Origin of the sequence: Nocardioides sp. SLBN-35, from assembly GCF_006715725.1 — a bacterium.
Taxonomy (GTDB): domain Bacteria; phylum Actinomycetota; class Actinomycetes; order Propionibacteriales; family Nocardioidaceae; genus Nocardioides.
On sequence record NZ_VFNU01000001.1, the window covers coordinates 3,752,441 to 3,774,047 of the forward strand.

The 21,607-nt window shown below is 73.1% G+C and carries 23 protein-coding genes; 7 read left to right on the top strand and 16 right to left on the bottom strand.

All coding sequences use genetic code 11. The features are described 5' to 3' along the window. Positions 1-17: 17 nt before the first annotated feature. The 7 genes from FBY23_RS18120 to FBY23_RS18150 all read right to left on the bottom strand — a co-directional run bounded on the left by FBY23_RS18120 (position 18) and on the right by FBY23_RS18150 (position 7,082). Entirely contained in the window at positions 18-638 is a 621-nt protein-coding gene (locus tag FBY23_RS18120; protein WP_141799416.1) for a response regulator transcription factor, read from the bottom strand. Next, positions 635-1,753 (bottom strand): histidine kinase, encoded by a 1,119-nt coding sequence (locus FBY23_RS18125; RefSeq protein WP_222117863.1) that lies wholly within the window; start codon positions 1,751-1,753, stop codon positions 635-637. Before FBY23_RS18125 ends, FBY23_RS18120 begins: the two co-directional genes overlap by 4 nt. Positions 1,754-1,789: 36 nt before the next feature. Continuing rightward, positions 1,790-2,584, bottom strand: coding sequence for an ABC transporter permease (locus tag FBY23_RS18130; RefSeq protein ID WP_141799417.1), 795 nt, complete (start codon positions 2,582-2,584; stop codon positions 1,790-1,792). Beyond that, a complete protein-coding gene (locus FBY23_RS18135; RefSeq protein ID WP_141799418.1) occupies positions 2,581-3,489 on the bottom strand; it encodes an ABC transporter ATP-binding protein in 909 nt (302 codons plus the stop codon). The genes FBY23_RS18130 and FBY23_RS18135 overlap by 4 nt, the downstream gene beginning before the upstream one ends. Positions 3,490-3,662: 173 nt before the next feature. Then, positions 3,663-4,007, bottom strand: coding sequence for a cytidine deaminase (locus tag FBY23_RS18140; RefSeq protein WP_141799419.1), 345 nt, complete (start codon positions 4,005-4,007; stop codon positions 3,663-3,665). A gap of 61 nt (positions 4,008-4,068) precedes the next feature. Then, complete coding sequence (locus tag FBY23_RS18145) at positions 4,069-5,697, bottom strand: amidohydrolase (protein ID WP_141799420.1); 1,629 nt, start codon at positions 5,695-5,697, stop codon at positions 4,069-4,071. Next, the gene (locus FBY23_RS18150) at positions 5,694-7,082 is read right to left on the bottom strand and encodes an APC family permease (protein ID WP_141799421.1); all 1,389 of its coding nucleotides are present in this window, start codon (positions 7,080-7,082) and stop codon (positions 5,694-5,696) included. Before FBY23_RS18150 ends, FBY23_RS18145 begins: the two co-directional genes overlap by 4 nt. Before the next feature lie 146 nt (positions 7,083-7,228). On the opposite strand from FBY23_RS18150, the gene FBY23_RS18155 reads away from it, so the two are divergent. Next, positions 7,229-7,516, top strand: coding sequence for a DUF1330 domain-containing protein (locus tag FBY23_RS18155; RefSeq protein WP_141799422.1), 288 nt, complete (start codon positions 7,229-7,231; stop codon positions 7,514-7,516). A gap of 11 nt (positions 7,517-7,527) precedes the next feature. After that, on the top strand, positions 7,528-8,475 hold the full coding sequence (locus tag FBY23_RS18160) for an MBL fold metallo-hydrolase (RefSeq protein WP_222117864.1): 948 nt from the start codon (positions 7,528-7,530) through the stop codon (positions 8,473-8,475). 4 nt (positions 8,476-8,479) lie between these two features. Here the strand turns inward: FBY23_RS18160 and FBY23_RS18165 are convergent, their stop codons facing one another. From FBY23_RS18165 to FBY23_RS18190, 6 genes are all read right to left on the bottom strand, one after another. Continuing rightward, positions 8,480-9,742: a hypothetical protein gene (locus FBY23_RS18165; protein WP_141799423.1), complete on the bottom strand. Its 1,263-nt coding sequence runs from the start codon at positions 9,740-9,742 to the stop codon at positions 8,480-8,482. Between the two features lie 13 nt (positions 9,743-9,755). Next, positions 9,756-11,063, bottom strand: a complete 1,308-nt coding sequence (locus FBY23_RS18170; RefSeq protein ID WP_141799424.1) for a hemolysin family protein — start codon at positions 11,061-11,063, stop codon at positions 9,756-9,758. Next, positions 11,060-11,518, bottom strand: coding sequence for an rRNA maturation RNase YbeY (gene ybeY, locus FBY23_RS18175; protein ID WP_141799425.1), 459 nt, complete (start codon positions 11,516-11,518; stop codon positions 11,060-11,062). The genes FBY23_RS18170 and ybeY overlap by 4 nt, the downstream gene beginning before the upstream one ends. Continuing rightward, a complete protein-coding gene (locus FBY23_RS18180) occupies positions 11,515-12,573 on the bottom strand; it encodes a PhoH family protein (protein ID WP_141799426.1) in 1,059 nt (352 codons plus the stop codon). The genes ybeY and FBY23_RS18180 overlap by 4 nt, the downstream gene beginning before the upstream one ends. A 109-nt stretch (positions 12,574-12,682) precedes the next feature. Continuing rightward, on the bottom strand, positions 12,683-13,027 hold the full coding sequence (locus tag FBY23_RS18185; protein ID WP_141799427.1) for an HIT domain-containing protein: 345 nt from the start codon (positions 13,025-13,027) through the stop codon (positions 12,683-12,685). 33 nt (positions 13,028-13,060) lie between these two features. Continuing rightward, positions 13,061-13,924: a hypothetical protein gene (locus tag FBY23_RS18190; protein WP_141799428.1), complete on the bottom strand. Its 864-nt coding sequence runs from the start codon at positions 13,922-13,924 to the stop codon at positions 13,061-13,063. A 49-nt stretch (positions 13,925-13,973) separates the two neighbouring features. Here FBY23_RS18190 and FBY23_RS18195 point away from each other — a divergent pair, with 49 nt between their 5' ends. Further along, on the top strand, positions 13,974-14,879 hold the full coding sequence (locus FBY23_RS18195; RefSeq protein WP_160158285.1) for a Gmad2 immunoglobulin-like domain-containing protein: 906 nt from the start codon (positions 13,974-13,976) through the stop codon (positions 14,877-14,879). Further along, on the top strand, positions 14,876-15,928 hold the full coding sequence (locus FBY23_RS18200; RefSeq protein ID WP_141799430.1) for a winged helix DNA-binding domain-containing protein: 1,053 nt from the start codon (positions 14,876-14,878) through the stop codon (positions 15,926-15,928). Before FBY23_RS18195 ends, FBY23_RS18200 begins: the two co-directional genes overlap by 4 nt. A 65-nt stretch (positions 15,929-15,993) precedes the next feature. On the opposite strand, the gene FBY23_RS18205 is transcribed toward FBY23_RS18200, so the two are convergent. The 3 genes from FBY23_RS18205 to hrcA are packed head-to-tail and all read right to left on the bottom strand — an operon-like array spanning position 15,994 to position 18,959. Then, positions 15,994-16,746 carry a 16S rRNA (uracil(1498)-N(3))-methyltransferase gene (locus FBY23_RS18205; RefSeq protein ID WP_141799431.1) on the bottom strand — a complete coding sequence of 251 codons (753 nt, stop codon included), beginning with the start codon at positions 16,744-16,746 and terminating at the stop codon, positions 15,994-15,996. A gap of 15 nt (positions 16,747-16,761) precedes the next feature. Continuing rightward, entirely contained in the window at positions 16,762-17,922 is a 1,161-nt protein-coding gene (dnaJ, locus tag FBY23_RS18210) for a molecular chaperone DnaJ (protein WP_141799432.1), read from the bottom strand. Positions 17,923-17,933: 11 nt separating this feature from the next. Then, complete coding sequence (gene hrcA, locus FBY23_RS18215; RefSeq protein ID WP_141799433.1) at positions 17,934-18,959, bottom strand: heat-inducible transcriptional repressor HrcA; 1,026 nt, start codon at positions 18,957-18,959, stop codon at positions 17,934-17,936. Positions 18,960-19,147: 188 nt separating this feature from the next. On the opposite strand from hrcA, the gene FBY23_RS18220 reads away from it, so the two are divergent. The 3 genes from FBY23_RS18220 to FBY23_RS18230 all read left to right on the top strand — a co-directional run bounded on the left by FBY23_RS18220 (position 19,148) and on the right by FBY23_RS18230 (position 21,599). Then, positions 19,148-19,882, top strand: coding sequence for a hypothetical protein (locus FBY23_RS18220; RefSeq protein WP_141799434.1), 735 nt, complete (start codon positions 19,148-19,150; stop codon positions 19,880-19,882). A 27-nt stretch (positions 19,883-19,909) separates the two neighbouring features. Further along, positions 19,910-20,686 (top strand): MBL fold metallo-hydrolase, encoded by a 777-nt coding sequence (locus FBY23_RS18225; protein WP_141799435.1) that lies wholly within the window; start codon positions 19,910-19,912, stop codon positions 20,684-20,686. A 133-nt stretch (positions 20,687-20,819) separates the two neighbouring features. Then, complete coding sequence (locus FBY23_RS18230) at positions 20,820-21,599, top strand: SDR family oxidoreductase (RefSeq protein ID WP_141799436.1); 780 nt, start codon at positions 20,820-20,822, stop codon at positions 21,597-21,599. Positions 21,600-21,607: the final 8 nt, after the last annotated feature.

Consider the following 21,607-nt stretch of genomic DNA (forward strand, 5'->3'; position numbering starts at 1 on the left):
CCAAGGCCAAGTGGTTTTCACAGCCAGCCATTCCCGACGGCGACGAGAACCGCCTCGGTGCGGTTGGTCGCGCCGGTCTTGCCGATCGCCGCAGAGAGGTGGTTGCGCACGGTGCCCTCGGAGAGGAAGAGCTCTCCCGCGATCGCCGCGACCGAAGCCCCGTCGCGAGCCGCACGCAGCACGTCGGTCTCCCGGGCGGTCAGCGGCGACTCCCCCGTCAGCAGCGAGTCCGTGGCCAGCGCCGGGTCGACGACGCGCAGGCCCCGGTGGATGCGTCGTACGGCGTCGGCGAGCTGGGGCGCCGGGGTGTCCTTGACGACGAACCCCGAGGCACCGGCCTGCAGGGCGCGGCGCAGGTAGCCGGGACGGCCGAAGGTCGTGACGATGAGGACCCGGGTGCCGGGACTCGCCTCGCGCACCGCCGCGCAGGCGGCGATCCCGTCCATGCCGGGCATCTCGACGTCGAGCAGGGCGACGTCGGGCGTGTGCTCGGCGGCGGCGCTGACGGCGTCCTCGCCCGTGCCGACCTCGGCGACCACCTCGAGGTCGGGCTCGAGGCCGAGCAGGGCGGACAGGGCGCCGCGGACCAGGGCCTGGTCGTCGGCGAGGAGCAGGCGGATGCCCGTTCGACCGGTCATTCGACGACCACCGCCAGGGACCAGCCGGGATCGAGCCGAGTGGTGACCAGTCGGGCACCGAGCGCGGTGGCGCGCTCCTGCAGGCCGTTGAGCCCCGACCCGCGCGACGGTACGGCGCCCGGCCCGGTGCCGTCGTCACGGACCTCCGCCCGGCCCGGCGCGAGCAGCACCTCGCAGCGGCGGGCACCGGAGTGCCGGACCACGTTGGTCACGCCCTCGCGCACCGTCCACGCGAACAGCTCGCGCAGCTCGCTGGGGACCTCGTCGGTGCTGTTGGGCAGGCGGGCCTCGATCTCGGCGGCCTCGAGCGCCGTCCGGGCCCGGGCGAGCTCGCCGGGCAGGGTCAGCTCGCGATAGCCCTCCACCGCCCGTCGTACGTCGGCCAGGGCGTCGCGGCTCAACCGCTCCAGGTCACCGATCTCCTGCCGCGCGCGCTCGGGATCGGCGTCGAAGAGCCGTCCGGCGAGCTCGGCCTTGATCGTGATGACGGTCAGCGAGTGGCCGAGGATGTCGTGCAGGTCGCGCGCCAGGCGGTTGCGCTCGCCCTCGGCGGCGAGCTCGGCGTTGGTGGCGTGGGCCCGGATCAGCTCGACGTTGCGGTTCATCATCGAGCGCACACCGAAGACGGCCAGCGACGCGGCGATGATCGAGAAGGCCAGCCACGGACTGTGCTCCCAGCCGGGCACGGTGACGCCGGTGACCAGGACCGCCGCCGCGAGCGCGGCCACCGTCGGCACGAAGACCACCGCGGGGTAGAGCATCACCACGGTGACGGCGAGGTAGACCACGCTGGCCGTGCCGACCTGGCCGAGGGCGGCGACCATGACCCCCGCCAGGCCGGCCAGGGCGGCCGTCCACACCAGCCGGGTCCCCAGCGGCGGTACCTGGACCAGCCGGGCCCGGTCGGCGCGCATGGCGATCCACAGGCACAGGTAGGTCCCCGCGAACACGAGGGTCGCGACCAGCCCCAGCCAGGCGCGCGGCGCCGGCAGGTCGCTCCAGGCGGCGCGGGCCGGGTCGAGGAGGAAGGCCAGCCAGATGGCCGCGAACATCGGCCCGAGCCTGCCCAGTGGGCGCGGCGTCGCGTCCTGGCCCGGCGTCTCCACGGTCGTCACGTTAGCCCCCGCTGGTCCTTCTCGGCCGGGCCCGGGTCAGACCCGGGCGGTGTCCTTGCTCATCCGCCACGCCGCGCCGGCCACGAACAGCGCGAACCAGGCGACCGCGTTGACGACGGCGTACCAGGGCAGCTCGTGGGTCAGCGGCCACCGGGCGATCTCGGCGACGCCGTACATCGGCGTCCAGTAGGCGATCTGTCGGACCGTCTCCGCATAGTTGTCGAGCGGGACGAAGACACCACCGAGGAAGGAGAGGAGGGCCAGGCCGGGACCGAGGATCTGCATGGCGTTCTCGCCGGGGACGACATAGCCGATGAAGACGCCGAGGGCGGCGAAGGTCAGCGTGCAGAAGAGCGTGACGACGGCGCACTCGACCCAGACGTGGGTCGGCATCTGCGCCTTGCCCTGGAGGATGCCCACGAGGTTGACCGCGGCGATCGCGAGTCCGCCCATGACCAGCGCGACGAGGGCCTTCATCAGGATGTAGACGACCGGGTTGAGAGGGGTGAGGCGCAGCTGGCGCGACCAGCCGAGGGAGCGCTCGAGGGCGACCATCGAGCCGCCGGCGGCTGCGGTGAGGGCGGAGCCGTAGAGCGCCATGGAGGCGAGGATGTACGCCGCGACGTTGCCGTCGCCGACCTTGTCCTGCCAGCCGTGCTGGCCGCCGAAGGCGAGGAACATCGCGCCGGGGAAGAGCAGCGTGAAGATGATGGTGCGGCGGTTGCGCAGCATCCGGCGCAGCTCGATGCGCAGCACGGTCGGGTTGAACCCGCCCAGCGGCGGGACCCGGCGGGTGGTCGGGTCGATGGTGCTCGTGGCGCTCGTGCTCATGCGTTGTCTCCTGTCAGGCTGAGGAAGGCCTCTTCGATGCCCTGGGCGGTGATCTCGACGTCGCGGGCGTCGGTCTCGGTCAGCAGGTAGCGGGCGACCGAGTCGCTGTCCTTGGCGTGGATGGTCACCGACTCGCCGCGCAGGTCGACGTGGTCGACGCCGCCCAGCGCGGTGATCGCGGCGACCGCCGTGTTGTCGGCGCCCGGCAGCCAGGCGCGGATCGTGCGTCCCGAGGCGAGCGCCCGGATCTGGGGACCGGTGCCGTCGGCGACGACCCGGCCCTTGCTGATGAGGACGATCCGGTCGGCGTACTGGTCGGCCTCCTCGAGGTAGTGGGTCGCGAACATGACGGTGCGGCCGGTGGCGGCGTCCGCGCGGATCGCGCTCCAGAACGAGCGTCGGCCCTCGACGTCCATGCCGGTCGTGGGCTCGTCGAGGAGCAGCAGGGCCGGGTCCGAGAGCAGCGCCATCGCGAACCGCAGCCGCTGCTGCTCACCGCCCGAGCACTTCCCGACCCGGCGCTCGGCGATGCCGCTGATCCCGGCCCGCTCGAGCACCTCGTCCACCGGCCGGGTGTCGGCGAACAGGCTGGCCGTGTAGGCCACGGTCTCGCGCACGGTGAGGTCCTTGAGCAGGCCGCCGGTCTGCATCACGGCCGACACCAGGCCCCGGGCGATCGCCTTGCGCGGCTCGAGGCCGAGCACCTCGACGGTGCCGGTCGTGGGTCGGCTCAGGCCGAGCACCATGTCGATGGTCGTGGTCTTGCCCGCCCCGTTCGGGCCGAGGAAGGCCACGATCTCGCCCGGGTGCAGCTCGAGGTCGATCCCCCGCACCGCCTGCACCTGGCCGAAGTCCTTGGTCACCCCGGCCAGTCGGACCGCCAACAGGTTCGTGGTCGTCGTCATGCTCCCAGCCTCGTCGGCTGCGGGGCCCGGTACCTCTGGCAGTCGTCACGACCGGGGCATGACATCTGTCATGGCCGGCTCGGGAGTTTCACCGGCCGGCCGGTGAAACTGGCACTGGGACGAGGAAGCATCCTCGTCCCAGCGCCAGTTTCGTCGTCCAGGCTCGGGTCGGGTCAGGGCGAGACGGTCGCGGAGATGGTGCCGCGGGCGTCACCGACGTGCACGACGACGCCGCTCGCGCCGGCGAAGTCCCCCAGCGCGGCCGCGTCGGGCTCGGTGAGGTCCTGCGCGTCGCCGAGCACCACGCAGGCGTCGACGCCGGTCGAGCCCGAGGCGACGGCCATGGCGACGACGGCCTGGACCGCGGTCAGCTGCAGGGAGGGCAGGTCGACGGTGGCGGCGGCATACGTGCGGCCGTCGGAGTCGCGGACGGCGGCGCCCTCGGCGGCCTGGATGCGGGCCCGGGTGGCGCGGGCGAGGGTGACGAGCTTGTGGTCCTCGGCGGAGAGGTCGGGCATAGGACGAGTGTTCCAGAGCCCGACCGCCCCGGTCCCGCCAGGTCGCGTCAGGCCCCCCGGGTCAGGCCCGGTGCATCCGCTCCCCCGCTACCCAGGTCTCGTGGACAGCGACCCCGGCCAGCTCACCCGGCGGTACGTCGTACGGGTCACGGTCCAGGACGACGAGGTCGGCCAGCTTGCCGGGCTCGAGCGTGCCGCGGTCGTGCTCGAGGTGCACGGAGGTGGCGCTGCCGAGGGTGTAGCCGCGGATCGCCTCGTCCACGGTGACCGCCTCCTCGGGCTGCCAGGGCGTGCCGCCGTCGAGCGGGGCGCGGGTGACGGCGCACTGGACGCCGACCATCGGCTCCATCTCCGCGACGTTCCAGTCGCTGGAGAAGGCGAGCACCGCGCCGTGCTCCTGCAGCGAGCGCAGCGGCCAGGCCTGGTGCCAGCGGGCCTCGCCGACCGCCTCGGCCCAGGCGTGGCCGGGGCCGGCGATCTCCGGGCTCGCGTGACGCGGCTGCATGCACGCGACCACGCCGAGCTCGGCGAACCGGGGCAGGTCGCTGCGCCGCAGGCACTCGACGTGGACGACCTGGTGGCGAGCGTCCCTGGGGCCGTTCGCGGTGCGCGCCGCCTCGACCGCGTCGAGGACCGTCGTGATGCCGCGGTCGCCGGTGGCGTGCACGAACAGCTGGAAGCCCTCCGCGTCGAGGCGGGTGACCAGGTCGGCGAAGACGGCCGGGTCGTAGTAGGTGCGGCCCCGCGTGTCGGGCTCGTTGGCGTACGGCTCGTGCAGCGCCGCGGTGTGCGGCTCGACGACGTCGTCGATGTAGAGCTTGAGCGGCCCGACTCGGATCCGGTCGTCGGCGTACGTCGATGCGAGTGCCTTGAACTCGGCGCGGTCGGCGTCGGTGGTGGTCGGCGGGTGGAACATCGCCAGGACCAGGCGCGGCCCGAGGCGGCCCTCGTCGCGGGCGCGCTCGAACAGGGCGAGGTCGTCGGGCGAGTTCTGCGGTTCGACGACGGTGGTGATGCCGCTGGCGACGGCGAGGTCGAGGCTCGTCAGCAGTCGCTCGTACTGCCGGTCGGTGCTCGCCCACGGCAGGCCGCGCTCCTTCAGCGCGCGCATGCCGGCGCGGGCCAGGCCCTTGACCGCGAAGTCCGCGACGAAGCCGGTGGGCCGACCCCGGTCGTCGAGCTCGGCGGTGCCGAACGGCTGGTCGGCCGCGGTGACGCCGAGGGCCTCGAGTCCCGCGGTGTTGAGCCACAGCGTGTGGACGTCGTAGCTGAACACCGCGGCAGGCCGGTCCGCGACGATGGCGTCGAGCATCGCGGCGGTGGGGTGGGCGCCGTCCTCGAGCCCCGCATAGCCGTAGCCCTCTCCCTCCACCCAGCCCTCGCCCGGGTTGGCTGCGCACCAGTCGCGGAGCCGGCGCGCGACCTCGTCGAGGGTCTCCGCACCGGCCAGCTGGGCGCAGGCGGCGTCGGACCCGAGGCGCACGTGGTTGTGGGCGTCGACGAAGCCGGGCAGGACGGTGCGTCCGGCGAGGTCGACGTTCCGGGCCGCCCGCCGTACGTCGTCCGGCGCGTCGGCGAGGTCGCCCACCCAGGCGATGCGGTCGCCGGCGAGGGCGATGCTGTCGACGACCGCGCGCTCGCCGGCCAGCGGCCGCACGATGCCGCCGGTGAGCAGGGTGTCGATGCTCATCGGTCCTCCTTGGCGTCGACCACGAAGTGGGTCTCGCGGCGCGGCTGCAGGTAGAGCTGGTCGTAGGCGAGGGCGGCGAGCACGATGCCGCCGACGATGAACAGGTCGGCGCGCGCGGACTCGAGCAGCGCGTACCCGACCCCCAGGATCACCAGCACCGACGGGAGCGGCCACAGCGGCATCCGCCAGCCGGGGTGCGGCGTACGGCGGACAGCGAGGCCGGCGAGCGCGAGCAGCAGGTAGACCGCGGAGACGGTGACCGAGGTGACGCCGAGGAGCGACTCGATGTCGACCAGGTAGGCCAGTACGGCACCCGGCAGGCTGATCACGAGGGTCGCGGCGGCCGGGGAGTTGAAGCGCGGGTGCAGCCGGCTCAGCCGCTTGTTGACGGCGTCGGGCCAGGCGCGGTCGCGGGCCGAGGCGTAGATGACGCGGCCGTTCTGGAGCACCATCACGATGACCGCGTTGAGGATCGCGACGGCGATGCCGACGCTGATCGCGGCGGAGACCCGCGAGCCGCCCCAGGCGGTGACGAAGTCCGGGAAGGTGCCGGTCGCCAGGTCGCGCAGGTCCGCGACGCCGAGCACCGTCGCCGCGGTGGGGATCACGATGATCAGCGACCCGATGAACAGCGACCCGAAGACGGCGCGGGCGACATTGCGTCGGGGGTCGATGATCTCCTCGGCCAGGTAGGACGCGGTGCCGAACCCGTTCGCGACGAACATGGCCACGGCGAGGCCGGAGAGGAGGATGCCGAGGGAGAACGGTGCGAGGTGCCCGGCACCGTCGAGCGCCTGGGGGTGCCACAGCGTGCTGACGCTGCGCTCGCTGTGCGTGAAGCCGAGGTAGGCGACGACCGCGGCGGCGAGGGTCTCGATGGCGAGGAAGGCGCTGGTGACGATCGCGTTGGCCTTGATGTCGAGCACCGCGGTTGCGGTGGCGAGCAGCATGACGACGGCACCCGTGGTGGCCCGGTCGAGGCTGAGGACGGGCGCGAGGTAGTCGGCGGTGCCCAGGGCGATCACCGGCGGGATGACGACGAGCGTCGCGCAGGTCAGCACGAAGGTCAGCCAGCCGAGGCGGCGCCCGAGCGTGTGCGTGACCATCGCGTACTCGCCGCCGGAGCTGGGCGTGCGGGTGCCCAGCTCGGCGTAGCAGGCGCCGACGCCCACCGAGACCAGGACGCCGGCCAGGATCGTCAGCACCACGCCCGAGCCCTGGGAGGCCAGCAGCGTCGGCACGATGATGAACAGGCTCGACGCCGGGGTGATGCACGAGATGGTCAGCAGGATCGCGGCCTTGACGCCCAGGACGGGCGTCAGGCCGGCCACCGGCGCGGTGAGCTCGACCGGGTCGACGGGCTCGGAGGGGGAGACAGTGGTCATCGCAACCTCGACTTTGAATGACGTACAAATGTGACGTGGACCACCGTGACTGAACGGTCAGTCAGGGTCAATGGTCGTCCCACCCCTCGGACGTGCCGGCGCCCTCCGCTGCCGTGCGGCGGAGCAGGCTGCGGCAGGATGGCGGCATGCCCGCCTACTGGATCAGCAGCTACCGCGCCATCACCGACGCCGAGAAGATGGCCGCCTACGCCGCCCTGTCCGTCCCGGCACTGACGGCCGCCGGCGGCCGGTTCCTCGCTCGCGGCCTGCCGGAGCAGGTCTACGAGGCCGGACTGCACGAGCGTGCCGTGCTCATCGAGTTCGACAGCATCGAGGCGGCCCGGGCGGCCCACGACACCCCGGCCTACCAGGAGGCGCTGGCCGCCCTCGGTGACGGTGCCGAGCGCGACATCCGGATCGTCCCGGGCGCCTGAGGCGGCCACGCGTGCGGTCCCTGAGCCTGCGGCTGCGGCTGGGGCGCCCTGAGATCGGCCGGTACGCCGACAGTTTCGGCCTGCCACAGGCGTCCGCGCGGCCCGACGGCCCCACGGTGACCTTCCTCGGCGTCGCGACTCTGCTGTTCGAGGACGGCACCACCGCCGTGCTCACCGACGGCTTCTTCTCCCGGCCCTCCCTCCCCCGCGTCGCACTCGGACGGCTCGCCCCCGACGAGGCGCGGATCGAGGCGACCCTGGCCCGCGCGGGCATCGACCGGGTGGCCGTGGTCGCACCGGTCCACACCCACTTCGACCACGTGATGGACTCCGCCGTCGTGGCGCGGCGCACCGGCGCCCGCCTCGCCGGCGGTACGTCGGTCGCCCAGGTCGGCCGCGGCGGCGGGCTCCCCGACGACCGGATCGACGTGGTCGTGCCGGGCGAGCCGATGACCGTCGGCGGCTTCCGGCTGACCTGGGTCGAGGGCGAGCACTGCCCGCCGGACCGGTACCCGGGCACGATCACGGCGCCCGTCGTACCGCCGGTGAGGACCGACGCCTACCGGTGCGGCGAGGCCTGGTCGATCCTGGTCGAGCACGACAGCGGTCGCAGCGCCCTGGTCCAGGGCAGCGCCGGGTTCCGGCCCGGGGCGCTCGCCGGCCGGCACGCCGACGTCGCCTATCTCGGGATCGGGCAGCTCGGGGTGCAGGACGAGGCGTACATCGCGGAGTACTGGGCCGAGACGGTCGAGGCGGTCGGCGCCCGGCAGGTCGTGCTCATCCACTGGGACGACTTCTTCCGTCCGTTGGACAGGCCGCTGCGGGCGCTGCCGTACCTCGGCGACGACCTGGACGCGACGATGGCCGTGCTCGGCCGCCTCGCGGACGAGCAGGGGGTCGGGCTGCACTTCCCCACCGTGTGGCGGCGCGAGGACCCGTGGGTGCTGCTCGGCCGCTGACAGCTCAGCGATCGACGCGGTCGCAGGGCACCCGCACCCTCCAGTTGGACAGGTCGGGCGCGACCTGGACCACCACGCTCCGGTCCGCGGCTGCACACAGCGTCGAGAACTCGGCGGTCGTCGGCCAGGCCGGCCCCTGGTCGCGTACCACGAGGGCGGGCCGGGCCGCGAGCACCGCGACGGTCAGCACGACGAGGACGACCGCCGCGCTGACGAGGTGGTGCGCGCGGGTCCGGGCCAGGTCCAGGGCGAGCAGGGGCACGGCGAACAGGAAGAGGCCCGACGACGCCGCGTAGCGGAGGAGCCCGCCGGCTCGCCAGTCGTCGCCGCTCCAGCCGGCGAACGTCATCGGATAGGCGTTCGCGGCCAGGCTGGCGCTCCACACCAGGCCGGCGAGGAGGACCAGGCCGACGGCGGCCGTGCGCTGGATGCCGCTGCCGCGTCGCAGCACCAGTGCGAGGGAGACCGCCGCCGGCAGCAGGAGCAGGAAGGCACCCGCCGGGCCCACCTCGTCGACGATCCGGGCCGCGGGCTCGACGGTGTCGGCCCACAGGGCCGAACCGGACTGGCCGGCGAAGCCCACCACGAGCCCGGGGAGCGACCAGTCGATGTCGCCACGCGGCGGGCGTGGGTGCTGCACTGTCGTCACGATCTGGGCGAGGGCACCGAGCAGCAGGCCGGCGCGCGGGAGCCAGCGCAGCCGGTCGCGCCAGCCGACGACCATCAGCGGAGCGAGCAGGACCACGACGACCTCGGTCAGCCCCACCAGAAGCCCGGCGACCGCCCAGGCGAGGGCAGCCGCGCGGGAGGCGGGGCGGTGCAGCACCAGCCAGAACGCGAGCCACAGCCCGAAGCCGTGCAGGTTCGCCAGGTTGCCGAGCACCTCGGCGGCGCCGCCCGGCAGCAGCGCCGGCGCGAGGGCGACCAGGCCGCGGACCCAGCGGTGTTCGATCACGTCCTCGGTGAGCAGCCAGGTCAGCGCACCGACCAGGCCGACCAGGCCCACGGCGGCGAGGGTCAGCGCGACGTCCCACCAGCCGACCGGGACCATGGCGGCGATCAGGTCGGTCACCAGGCGGGGCACGACGTGCAGGTAGCCGTCGTACGACTGCCAGACCGGGGCTCCGTCGAGGCTGCCCTGCAGGAAGATCACGCCGTCCTCGGCCCAGATCCGGTTGCGGGCGCCGACGGGGATCCGCCACCAGCAGTAGGTCGCGCCGGCCACCCAGATCAGGAGCGGGACCGCCGCTCGACGCAGCACAGGCACGGCCCGCATCCTGTCATTCGGCAATCGGCTCGTCCTGCGGAACGCGCGAGATGAGCACGGTGCCGATCTTGTTGCGGCGCCCGGCGGCGTGCTCGGCCTCGAAGCGCAGGCCGTGCGCCTCGACCACCGAGCCCGGGATCGGGACCCGGCCGAGGTGCTTGGCGAGCAGGCCGCCGACGGAGTCGACGTCCTCCTCCTCGATCGTGAAGCCGAAGAGCTCGTCGAGGTCGTCGACCGGGTAGCGCGAGGAGACCCGCACCTTGCTGTGCGGGTCGTCGATGCCGTCACCGAGGTGCTCGACCTCGACCTCGGCCTCGTCGTACTCGTCGGTGATCTCGCCGACGATCTCCTCGAGCAGGTCCTCGATGGTGATCAGGCCGGCGGTGCCGCCGTACTCGTCGACGACGATCGCCACGTGGAGGCGGCGCAGCTGCATCTCGCGCAACAGGTCGTCGACCGGCTTCGACTCGGGCACCCAGATGGCGGGTCGCATGACCTCCTCGACCTTCTGGGTGAGCTCGACGTCCGGGGCCTCGAAGTCGCGGCGGACGACGTCCTTGAGGTACGCCATGCCGCGCACGTCGTCGAGGTTCTCACCGACGACGGGGACCCGCGAGAAGCCGGAGCGCAGGAACAGCGACATGGTCTGGCGCAGGTTCTTGTGGCACTCGATGTAGACCACGTCGCCGCGCGGGACCATCACCTCGCGCACGGTGGTGTCGCCGAGCTCGAAGACCGAGTGGATCATCTTGCGCTCGTCGGCCTCGATCAGCTCGGAGGCCTCCGCGATGTCGACCAGCTCGCGCAGCTCGGTCTCGGTCTGGAACGGGCCCTCGCGGAAGCCGCGCCCGGGCGTGATCGCGTTGCCGACCAGGATCAGCAGCCGCGGGATCGGGCCCAGCACGGTGGTGAGCGCGGACAGCGGCCAGGCGCACACGGTCGCGACCGTCTCGGCGTGCTGCCTGCCGACGGTGCGGGGCGCGACGCCGATCACGACGAAGGACACCACCAGCATGATCCCGAGGGCCACGCCGGCACGGGCCCACCAGGAGGAGTCGAGCCGGTCGTCGACGTACAGCGTGACGACGACGATGGCCGCGATCTCGCACAGCAGCTGCAGCAGAAGCGCGGTGTTGAGGTGGCGTGGCGCGTCCTCGAGCACGACGACGAGGCGCCGCGCGCCGGCCCTGCCCTCTCCCACCATCTCCTGCGCGCGGGCGCGCGAGAAGCCGGCGAGCGCCGCGTCCGCCGCGGCGAACAGGCCCGCGAGCACCACCAGGACAGCCGCTGCTCCCAGCGGCCACAGACTGTCGGCGATCATGTGGCCGGCTGGGCCCGCCACTGGGCCAGCAGCTGGTCCTGCAGGCCGAACATCACCTTGTGCTCCTCCGGCTCGGCGTGGTCGTAGCCGAGCAGGTGCAGGATGCCGTGGGTGGTGAGCAGCTCGAGCTCGGCGAGGGTGCCGTGGCCGGCCGTCTCGCCCTGTCGCTCGGCGACCGCCGGGCACAGCACGAGGTCGCCGAGCACACCCTCCTCGGGCTCCTCGTTGACCAGGCCGGGCCGCAGCTCGTCCATGGGGAAGGCGAGCACGTCGGTCGGGCCCTCCTTCTCCATCCACTTCTCGTTGAGTTCGGCGATGGTGTCCTCGTCGACCGCCTTGATGCACAGCTCGGCGAGCGGGTGGACGCGCATCTGGTCCATCACGAACCGCGCCAGCTGGGAGAAGTGCTTCACGTCGAGACCGCTGCCGGACTCGTCGAGGATCTCGATGGTCACTCCTGGTCGCCCTTCTTGACGGCCTTCCTGGCCACCTTCTGCGATTCCTTCTTGGCATCGAAGTCGTCGTACGCCGCCACGATCCGCGCCACGAGCTGGTGGCGGACGACGTCGTGGCTGGTCAGCCGTACGAACGCGAGGTCCTCGACGCCGTCGAGGATCTTCTCCACGATGCGTAGGCCCGACGTGGTGCCCGACGGCAGGTCGACCTGGGTGACGTCACCGGTCACCACGATCTTGGAGCCGAACCCGAGCCGGGTCAGGAACATCTTCATCTGCTCGGGCGTGGTGTTCTGCGCCTCGTCGAGGATGATGAAGGAGTCGTTGAGCGAGCGACCGCGCATGTAGGCCAGCGGCGCCACCTCGATGGTCCCGGCGGCCAGCAGCTTGGGCACCGACTCGGGGTCGAGCATGTCGTGCAGCGCGTCGTAGAGCGGGCGCAGGTAGGGGTCGATCTTCTCGCTGAGCGTGCCGGGCAGGTAGCCGAGCCGCTCGCCGGCCTCGACCGCCGGGCGGGTCAGGATGATCCGGTTGACCTGCTTGGCCTGCAGCGCCTGCACGGCCTTGGCCATCGCGAGGTAGGTCTTGCCGGTGCCGGCCGGACCGATGCCGAAGGTGATCGTGTGCTTGTCGATGGTCTCGACGTAGCGCTTCTGGTTGAGCGTCTTGGGCCGGATGGAGCGACCGCGGTTGCTCAGGATGTTGAGCGAGAGGATGTCGGCGGGCCGCTCGGAGGTCGCGGTCTGGACGCGCAGCATCGCCTCGACGCGCTCGACGACCTCGGCGGTGATGCCCTGGCCGGTGCGCAGGATCGCGACCAGCTCGTCGATCAGCTTCTCGGCCAGCTCGATCTCGTGGACGTCACCGGCCAGCGTGATCCGGTTGCCCCGGACATGGATCGTGACGCCGAGCCGCTTCTCGATGATGCCGAGGTGCTCGTCGCCCGGCCCGAACAGGGTCACCATGTCGATGCTGTTGGGCACGACCACCGTGTGACGGGTGGGTGCCGGGCGCGTGGCTGCGGGGACGGTGGCGTTGGGGAGTGAGTCGGTCATGGATGCCCGAGGACGGGCGGCCTTTCAGGGACGACGATGCGGCCTCTCCATGGTACGTGGCGGGGCCGTGCCGCGCCCACTCGTTTGCGCAGGCGCGGTGGGGTGCGGCTCAGCCGGGCGGCCAGCCCATCGGACGCCCGGCGAGCACGTGGCAGTGGGTGTGGAAGACCGTCTGCCCGACGCCGGCACCGGTGTTGAAGACGAGCCGGTAGTCGTCGTACCCCTCACCGGTGGCGACACTGCGCGCGGTGGTGGCGATCTCGGCGAACATCGAGGCGTCGGCGGTGGCCGAGGCGGCGGCGTTCGGCTCGTGGTCGCGCGGCACCACGAGGACGTGCAGGGGTGCCTGCGGGTTGATGTCGCGGAAGGCGACCGTGCGCTCGCCGGTGTGGAAGATCTCGGCCGGGATGTCACCGGCGACGATCTTGCAGAACAGGCAGTCGGGATCCGTCACGAGCCCCACCCTAGGACCTCGCGCGATGCCGGCTCACCACTCCCACCGCACGCCGAGGTAGCCGGGCCCGAAGGCGGTCTGCCGGTAGTGCACGCTGGTCCCGCCGGCGAGCTCGACCGGCCAGCTGTGGCTCAGCCCGCCCTCGGAGAAGTACACCCAGCACCGCGAAGGAGTCCGGTCGGCGTGGAACCGCACCCAGACCAGGGCTTCCTCGAGACGCTGCTCGGCGGCCAACGCGTAGTCGGTCTCCAGGTCCAGTCCGTCGGTCGTCGCCTCGATCTCGGTCACCGTCGACTCGCCCAGTGCGAGCGGCCGCTCGAAGACCAGCCGTGAGCCGCGGATGCCGTTCTCGACGTCGTAGGTCTCCTCGATCGTGCATCCGGCGACCGCGGTCATGACGACGGCGTTCTCCTGGGTCCCGACGTCGGGGCCGACGAACAGGGTGACGCCGTCGACGCCCTCCCGGTCGGCGACGACGACCTGACGGACCCGCGCCCGGAGGATCTCGCCCCGGGCTCCCACGTCGACCACGAGGTGGGAGGAGACCCGGCAGACGTCCTCCTCCCCGATCACCGACTCGACCGCGGGGTCGCCCAGGAGCTCGTCGAAGGGCTCGACCGCGCCGACGCGCCGACGCAGCCGGCCGGACAGCCGCCGGCTCAGGGCGCCGTCCTCGAGGCCGAGGAGGGCCTCCAGCTCGGGGATCGCCTCGAGCGAGGCGGCACGTTCGGGCTCGCGCTGCCCGGAGCGCCAGTAGGACAGCGCGGTGAGGGACACGGGGTGGCCGAGCGCGGCGAGCCGGTCGCGCAGGTGGGTCAGCGTGGCGCCACGACGCTCCATCGCGGCCCCGAGGGCCTCGGCGAAGGTGGTCGGAGCGGTCCCGGAACGGTCTGCCACGCCGCCCATGGTGCATCATCCGAGCCGCTGCATCGGAGAGGATCGAGGCATGACCTTCCCCCGCACCCTCGTCGCCGCCGGCGCCGTCCTCGCCCTGGGCGTGCTGGCCGGTTGCGGTGACGACGACCCTGCCGCCGAGCCGACGCCCAACGCGCCGACGTCCGATGTCGCCACCGGCAGCGCCACCGGCAGCGCCGCTGGGACGCCGTCGGCGACCGGCAGCCCGGACGACGAGGCGTCGGCCGTGCCGGCGTACTACGCGGGCGAGACGCCGCAGGGCGACCGGCTCTACCGCGAGTTCATCCAGGTCGCCGGCGCCGACCGGCTGGTCGCGACCGCCGCCGCGGTCACCAGCGGCGACCCGGTCGATCCCGACTACCGCACGCTGTGGCCGAAGGGCCGGTTCGCGTCGGTGACGAGGTCCGCGGACGCGATCGAGGTCGGCCTGGCCGACGACACCTGGCTCACGGGCGGCTCGCTGCAGCCCGCCCGGGCGAAGCTCGCCGTCCAGCAGCTCGTCTACTCCCTGCAGGGAGCGGTCGGCGAGCGGCTCCCGCTCCGGGTGACGTACGACGGCAAGCCGGCCGCCACCCTGCTCGGAGTGCCCGTCGGTGACGGCCTGAGAGCCGCTCCCGAGCTCGACGTCCTGGCCCTGGTCAACGTCACCGAGCCCGCGGAGGGCACCGCGGTCAGCGACACCTTCACCGCCTCCGGCCGCGCCAGCTCCTTCGAGGCGACGGTGCCCTGGGAGATCCAGGACTCCTCGGGCAAGGTCGTCCTCGAGAACTCCGCCATGGCGGACGGCTGGATCGACAAGCTCTGGCCGTGGACCACGCAGGTCGACGTGAGCGAGCTGCCGCCGGGCAGCTACACCTTCGTCGCCCGCACCGACGACCCGTCGGGCGGCGAGGGTGGCGGGCCGACCGAGGACACGAAGCGGATCACGGTCGAGTGAGGTTCTCGCGGCGCCGGCTGAACCGGACGCTCCTGCTGCGCCAGCACCTGCTCGAGCGGGTGACGATGGAGCCGGCCGCGATGGTCGGGCACCTGGTCGGGCTGCAGGCGCAGGAGCCGCTGTCGCCGTACCTCTCCCTCGCGGCGCGGCTCACCGACCTCGACCCACACGCCGTGAGCGCGGCGATCGAGGACCGCTCGCTGGTGCGGATCCTCAGCCTGCGCGACACCGTCCACCTCCACCTGCCCGCCGACGCGGTCACCCTGCCCGTGTGGGCGGCGCCGGTGCGCGAGCGTGAGATGAAGGTGAGCCAGTCGATCGGTACGGCGCGCGAGGTCGACCGCGCGGCCTTCTCGGCCGCCGTCCGCGAGGTCCTGGCCGACGGCCCGCTCCCCCAGCGCCAGCTCGGCGCGGCGCTCGCCGAGCGGTTCCCCGCCTACACCGCCACCCAGCTGGGCCAGGTCGCCCGGGTCGCCGAGGTGCTCGTCCAGCTGCCCCCGCGGGGCTGCTGGAAGCCGACCGGGTCGACCGCCGTCGCCTACGACCACGCCGAGCGCTGGACCGACCTGCCCCTGGCCGCGCCCGACGTACCGTCCCTCGTGCGTCGCTACCTCGCGGCCTTCGGCCCCGGCACCGCCGCCGACGTCACGGCCTGGTCCGGCATCACCCGCCTGGGGCCGGTCGTCAAGGCGATGGACGACCTCGAGGTGCACGAGGACGAGGACGGCAAGGCGCTGTACGACGTACCGGGCGCCCCCATCGCCGACGAGGACGCGCCCGCGCCCGTGCGGCTGCTCGGCAACTACGACAACGTCTGGCTCTCCCACGCCGGTCGCGACCGGGTGACCGCACCCGAGCACCGCCGGCTGTGGATGGGCGTCAACGGCGCCCAGGCCCTGTCGATCTACGCCGACGGCTGGCTGGCCGGCCTGTGGCGGGTCGAGGACGGCCGGGTCGTGGTCGTCGAGCTGGTCCGGGAGCTGACCCGGTCCGAGCGCGCCGGGCTGGACGAGGAGATCGGGCGGGTCGAGGCGCTGCTGGCCCGCTGAGTTGTTGCGGTTTGGGACCAAACCGCAACATTTCGGGCCGTCCAGCTGCGGTTCGTGCCCAATCCCTAACTGGTCAGACCACCCCAGCGGCGGGTCCGCGACAGCAGTGCGGCGACCGCGGCGACGCCGGCGGTGGAGGTGCGCAGCACCTCGGCACCGAGGCGTACGGCGACCGCGCCCTGCGCCACGAACCGGCCGACCTCCTCCTCGGTGAGCCCGCCCTCCGGTCCGACCACGACGACCAGGTCGCCGTCGGCGGGCAGGGCGAGGGCGCCGAGTGGCTCGGTGGCGTCCTCGTGGAGGACGACCGCGACGTCGGCGGAGCCGATCAGGTCGGCCACCTCGTCGGTCCCGGCGAGCGGCAGCACGGTCGGGTGCCAGGCGCGGCGGGCCTGCTTGGCCGCCTCGCGGGCGGTCGCCTGCCACTTGGCGTGCGACTTGGCGGCGCGCTCGCCCTTCCAGACGGCGACGCTGCGGGCGGCGGCCCACGGGACGATCCGGGCGACCCCGATCTCGGTGAGGACCTCGACGGCGAGCTCGCCGCGCTCACCCTTGGGCAGCGCCTGCACGACGGTGACCGACGGCCGGGGCTCGGGATGGTCCTCGACCGCGGTGACGCTGACGGTGAACGCCCGCTTGGCGGTGGCGGTCACCTCGCCGGTCGCGACCAGGCCCAGCCCGTCGGTGAGCAGCAGCCGCTCCCCCACCCGCAGCCGTCGTACGACGACCGCGTGGTGTGCCTCGTCGCCCTCGACGGTGACCGCGTCACCGGGGCCCACGCCGCCGAGCGACGCGACGAGGTGCTGGGGCAGCGTCATGTGCTCAGCCGTGGGTCAGTGCGCGGTGAACGCGTCGCGGAGCCGGCCGAACATGGTCTTGTGGGCCGGGCGGACGTCGCCGGTCGGCTGCTCCTCTCCGCGGATCGCCGCCAGCTCGCGAAGCAGCTCCTCCTGGCGGGGGTCGAGCCGGGTCGGGGTGTCGACGGCGATGGTGACGGCGAGGTCGCCGCGCCCGCCACGCAGACCGGGGACGCCGCGGCCGCGGAGCAGGACCTGGTGGCCGGACTGGGTGCCGGCGGGGACCTGCAGGTCGAAGGAGCGCTCGACGTCCGCGCTCGCGTCGAGGTCGGCCTCGAGGGTGGGCAGCTCGATCGTCGTACCGAGGGCGGCGGCGGTCATCGGCACCGACACGGCGCAGTGCAGGTCGTTGCCGTGGCGCTCGAAGACCTCGTGCGGCGCGACGTGGATCTCGACGTACAGGTCGCCGGCGGGGCCGCCGCCGGGACCGACCTCGCCCTGCTCGCTGAGCTGGACGCGAGTGCCGTTGTCGACGCCGGCGGGGATCTTGACGGTGAGGGTACGACGCGAGCGGACCCGACCATCGCCCGCACACTCGCGGCACGGGTCGGGGATCACGGTGCCGAATCCGCGGCACGCCGCGCACGGGCGCAGCGTGCGGATCTCGCCGAGGAAGGAGCGCTGGACGTGGGCGACCTCGCCCTGGCCGTGGCAGGTCTCGCACGGAACCGGGTGGCTGCCGGGGGCGGCGCCCTCGCCGCCGCAGGTGGTGCACCGCACGGCGGTGTCGACCTTGAGCTCGCGGGAGACGCCGAAGGCGGCCTCGGCGAGCTCGACCTCGATCCGGATCAGGGCGTCCTGACCGCGCCGCACGCGCGGCCGCGGACCGCGGCCACCGCCCTGCGCGCCACCTTGGCCGCCGAAGAAGGCGTCCATGATGTCGGTGAACGAGAAGCCCGCGCCCTGACCGCCGAAGCCGCCGCCGAACGGGTCGCCGCCGCGGTCGTAGGCCGCCCGCTTCTGCGGGTCGGAGAGCACCTCGTAGGCGGCGGTGACCTGCTTGAACCGCTCCTGGCTCTCCGGGTCCGGGTTGACGTCCGGGTGGAGCTGGCGGGCGAGCTTGCGGTAGGCCTTCTTGATGGCGTCGGCGTCGGCGTCGCGACCGACGCCCAGCAGCTCGTAGGGGTCCTGGCTCACTTCTCTTCTTCTCAGCTCTCGTCGAGGATGCGGGAGACGTAGCGCGCCACGGCACGCACCGCCGCCATCGTTCCGGGGTAGTCCATGCGGGTGGGGCCGACGATCCCGAGCGCGGCGAGCGCGTCGTCGGGGCCGTAGCCGGTGGCGACCACGCTGGTGGAGGCGAGGTTCTCGTAGGGGCCCTCGGCGCCGATGCGGACCGTCACCGCACCGCCGGAGGTCGCCTCGCCGAGCAGCTTGAGGAGCACGACCTGTTCCTCGAGCGCCTCGAGCAGCGGGCGGACCGAGGTCTCGAAGCTGTCGCCGAACCGGGCCAGGTTCGCCGTACCGCCGACGACGACGCGCTCGTCGGAGCGGTGGTCGCTCATCGCCTCGACCAAGGTGTCGACGACGGCGACGGTGGGCGCGGAGGCCGTCGGGGTGCCCGCGTCGTCGCGGACCAGGGCGAGGAGCGCGGTGGCGGCGTCGGCGATCACCTCGCCGGTGGCGGCGAGGTTGATCCGCGAGCGCAGGGTGGCGAGCTCGTCGTCGCTGATCTCGGCGTCGAGCTCGACGAGGCGCTGCTCGACACGGCCCGAGCTCAGGATCAGCACCAGCAGCAGCCGCACCGGCGTCAGCGCGACGACCTCGATGTGGCGCACGGTGGAGCGCGAGAGCGTGGGGTACTGCACGACGGCGACCTGCCGGGTCAGCTGCGCGAGCAGGCGGACCGAGCGGTTCACGACGTCGTCGAGGTCGACCGCGCCCTCGAGGAATCCGGCGATCGCGCGGCGCTCGGCCTGAGTGGTCGGCTTGACCGTGGAGAGGCGGTCGACGAAGAGCCGGTAGCCCTTGTCGGTCGGCACCCGACCGGCGCTGGTGTGCGGCTGGTGGAGGTATCCCTCCTCCTCGAGCGCCGCCATGTCGTTGCGGATGGTGGCCGGCGAGACGTTGAGGTGGTGGCGCTCGACGAGCGCCTTGGAGCCGACCGGCTCCTCGGTCGAGACGTAGTCCTCGACGATCGCCCGCAGCACGGCGAGCCTGCGCTCCTCCTGCATGCCCACCTCCTGAACCTTCGCCGAGCCCCGTGGAACCTGGCACTCCACCGCCGGGAGTGCCAATCCTAGCCCTGACCCGGTCGAATCCCCGGACCCGCGGGACACGCCCTTCCCTCTCCAGCGCGATTCAAGTAGGTTAGGCTCACCTAATATCATCCAGGCTCACGACGGAGCTGCAAGGAGCGGACATGACGGTCGACCCCGGTCTCGACGTACGACGCCTCGCCGCTGCCGCGCGCAGCATCCTGGCCTGCCCGCTCGAGGTACAGCTCGTCGTCGACGGCCTCGACGACGTGACGGCCGGGCTCGACGACAGCCTGCTCGAGATGCAGGACCACGGCGGTCGCCCGGTCCTCTCCTGCCCCGCCGACTCCGCCCTCGCCATCGCCGCCACCGACGCCCGCGGCGCGCTGCTCACCCTCACGAGCGGCCTCGGCGCCGCCGGCTCCCCCGACCGCGACGCCACGCTGACCCTGTCCGGGCGCCTCGACGCGCTCGGTCTCGAGCAGTGCGAGTGCTGCGACGAGATCCGGATGCGGATCGGCGTCGAGCTCGACTTCGCGCTGCTCGCCCGGGCCAGCGCGCCGGACGACGCGCCCGACGAGACCCGCGTCCGGGTGCCGCTCGCCGCGTTCACCTCCGCCGAGCACGACCTCAACCGCGGCTTCCTGCAGCGCTCCGCCGAGCACGCCAACCACTGCCACCAGGATGAGCTGCGCCGCGCCGTCGCCTCGATGACGCAGACGCGCCTCGGCGAGGTCGTCGGCGTCCAGCTCACCGGGCTGCGCCCCGAGGGCGTCGAGCTGCGCTGGGTCGACCTCACCGGCGCCCACCGCACCGTGCTCCGCTTCGCCACCGCCGCCTGCTCCGCGCAGGAGCTGGGCGAGCTGCTGCGCACCGAGCTGCACGCCGGCCTCTGCTGAGCCGCTCCGGATCGCTACGGTGGACGCGTGCCGTTCACCGAGGTCGCGGACCGGGTCTGGGTCCGCCGCGTTCCGTCGTACGACGTCAACCTGGTCGCCGTCGGGGGCGAGCGGGGCCTGGTGGTCATCGACACGCTGGCCAGCGCCGCCGAGGCCCGCGCCGCCATCGCCGCGATCGGCGACCTGCGCGCCGGCCCGGTCGTCGCGGTCGTCAACACTCACGACCACTTCGACCACGTGCTCGGCAACGCCGCCTTCAAGGACCGCTACGACGACCTGCCGGTCCACGCGACCGACGAGGCCGCGGCCCGCACCGACCCCGCCGCACCGCCCGCCGACCACACCTTCTCCAGCGCCGCGGTCATCGACCTCGGCGACCGTCAGCTCGAGCTCGTGCACCCCGGCCGCGGCCACACCGCCGGCGACCTCGTCGTCCGGGTCCCCGACGCCGACGTACTCCTCGCCGGCGACCTCGTCGAGGAGTCCGCTCCCCCGTCGATCGGCTCCGACTCCTGGCCGATGGACTGGCCGCAGACGCTCGACCTCGTCCTCGGCCTGACCACTCCCTCGACCGTCGTCGTACCCGGGCACGGCGGCGTGGTCGACCGGCGGTTCGTCGAGCAGCAGTGCGACGACCTGCGCGCCGTCGCCGAGACGATCCGCGAGCTCGCTGCCCGCGGCGTACCCGAGGCCGAGGCGCTCGGCGCCGCCGACTGGCCCTTCCCTCTCGAGGCGCTGCACCACGCGATCGGGCGGGGGTACGCGCAGCTGCCTCCGGCGCGGCGACAGCTGCCGCTGGCCTGAGCTCCCACGTCGCAGGACCCGACCACCCGCGGCGCAGACCGGACGAGGTCCGCGCACAACGGATAGTCGCGGCGCGTCCTGCCTCCCTAACGTCCCCTCCCAATCTCTTCCCGAGAACAAGGAGGCAGGAACGATGGGAGCACTCGACGCCCGCACGGCGATCGTGACCGGCGGCTCGACCCTGATCGGACACGGCGTGGTCCAGGCGCTCGCCGACGCCGGCGCGCACGTGGTCGTCGCAGACCTCGACGCCGCCGGCGCGGCCCCGGTCACCGGCGGTTCGGTGACCTTCCGGCGCACCGACGTCACCGACGACGACCAGGTCGCCGCGCTGGTGCGGGAGACCGCCGCGCAGCACGGCGGCATCGACGTCGTGGTCAACCTCGCCAGCGTCTACCTCGACGACGGACCCGCGACCTCCCGAGCCGACTGGCTCACCGCGCTGGACGTCAACGTGGTCTCGATGGTCGCCGTCGTCCAGGCCGCCCTCCCCTGGCTCCGCGCCAGCCGGCACGCCTCGGTCATCAACTTCGGTTCGGTCTCCTCGAAGGTCGCCCAGCCGGGCCGATGGACCTACCCGGCCAGCAAGGCGGCCGTCGTCCAGCTGACCCGCAGCATGGCGCTGGACCTCGCCGCCGACGGGATCCGGGTCAACTCGGTGAGCCCCGGCTGGACCTGGTCGAAGATCATGGACCAGCTCTCCGGCGGCGACCGCGCGAAGACCGACGCCGTGGCCGCACCCTTCCACCTCACCGGCCGGGTGGCCGACCCCGCCGAGATCGGCGCCGTGGCGGCCTTCCTGGCCTCCGATGCGGCGTCCGTGGTCACCGGCGCGGACTGGGCGGTCGACGGCGGCTACTCGGCGCTCGGACCCGAGCAGGCACTGCCCGCGATCCCGCAGCTGATGGCGTGAGGTGGTCG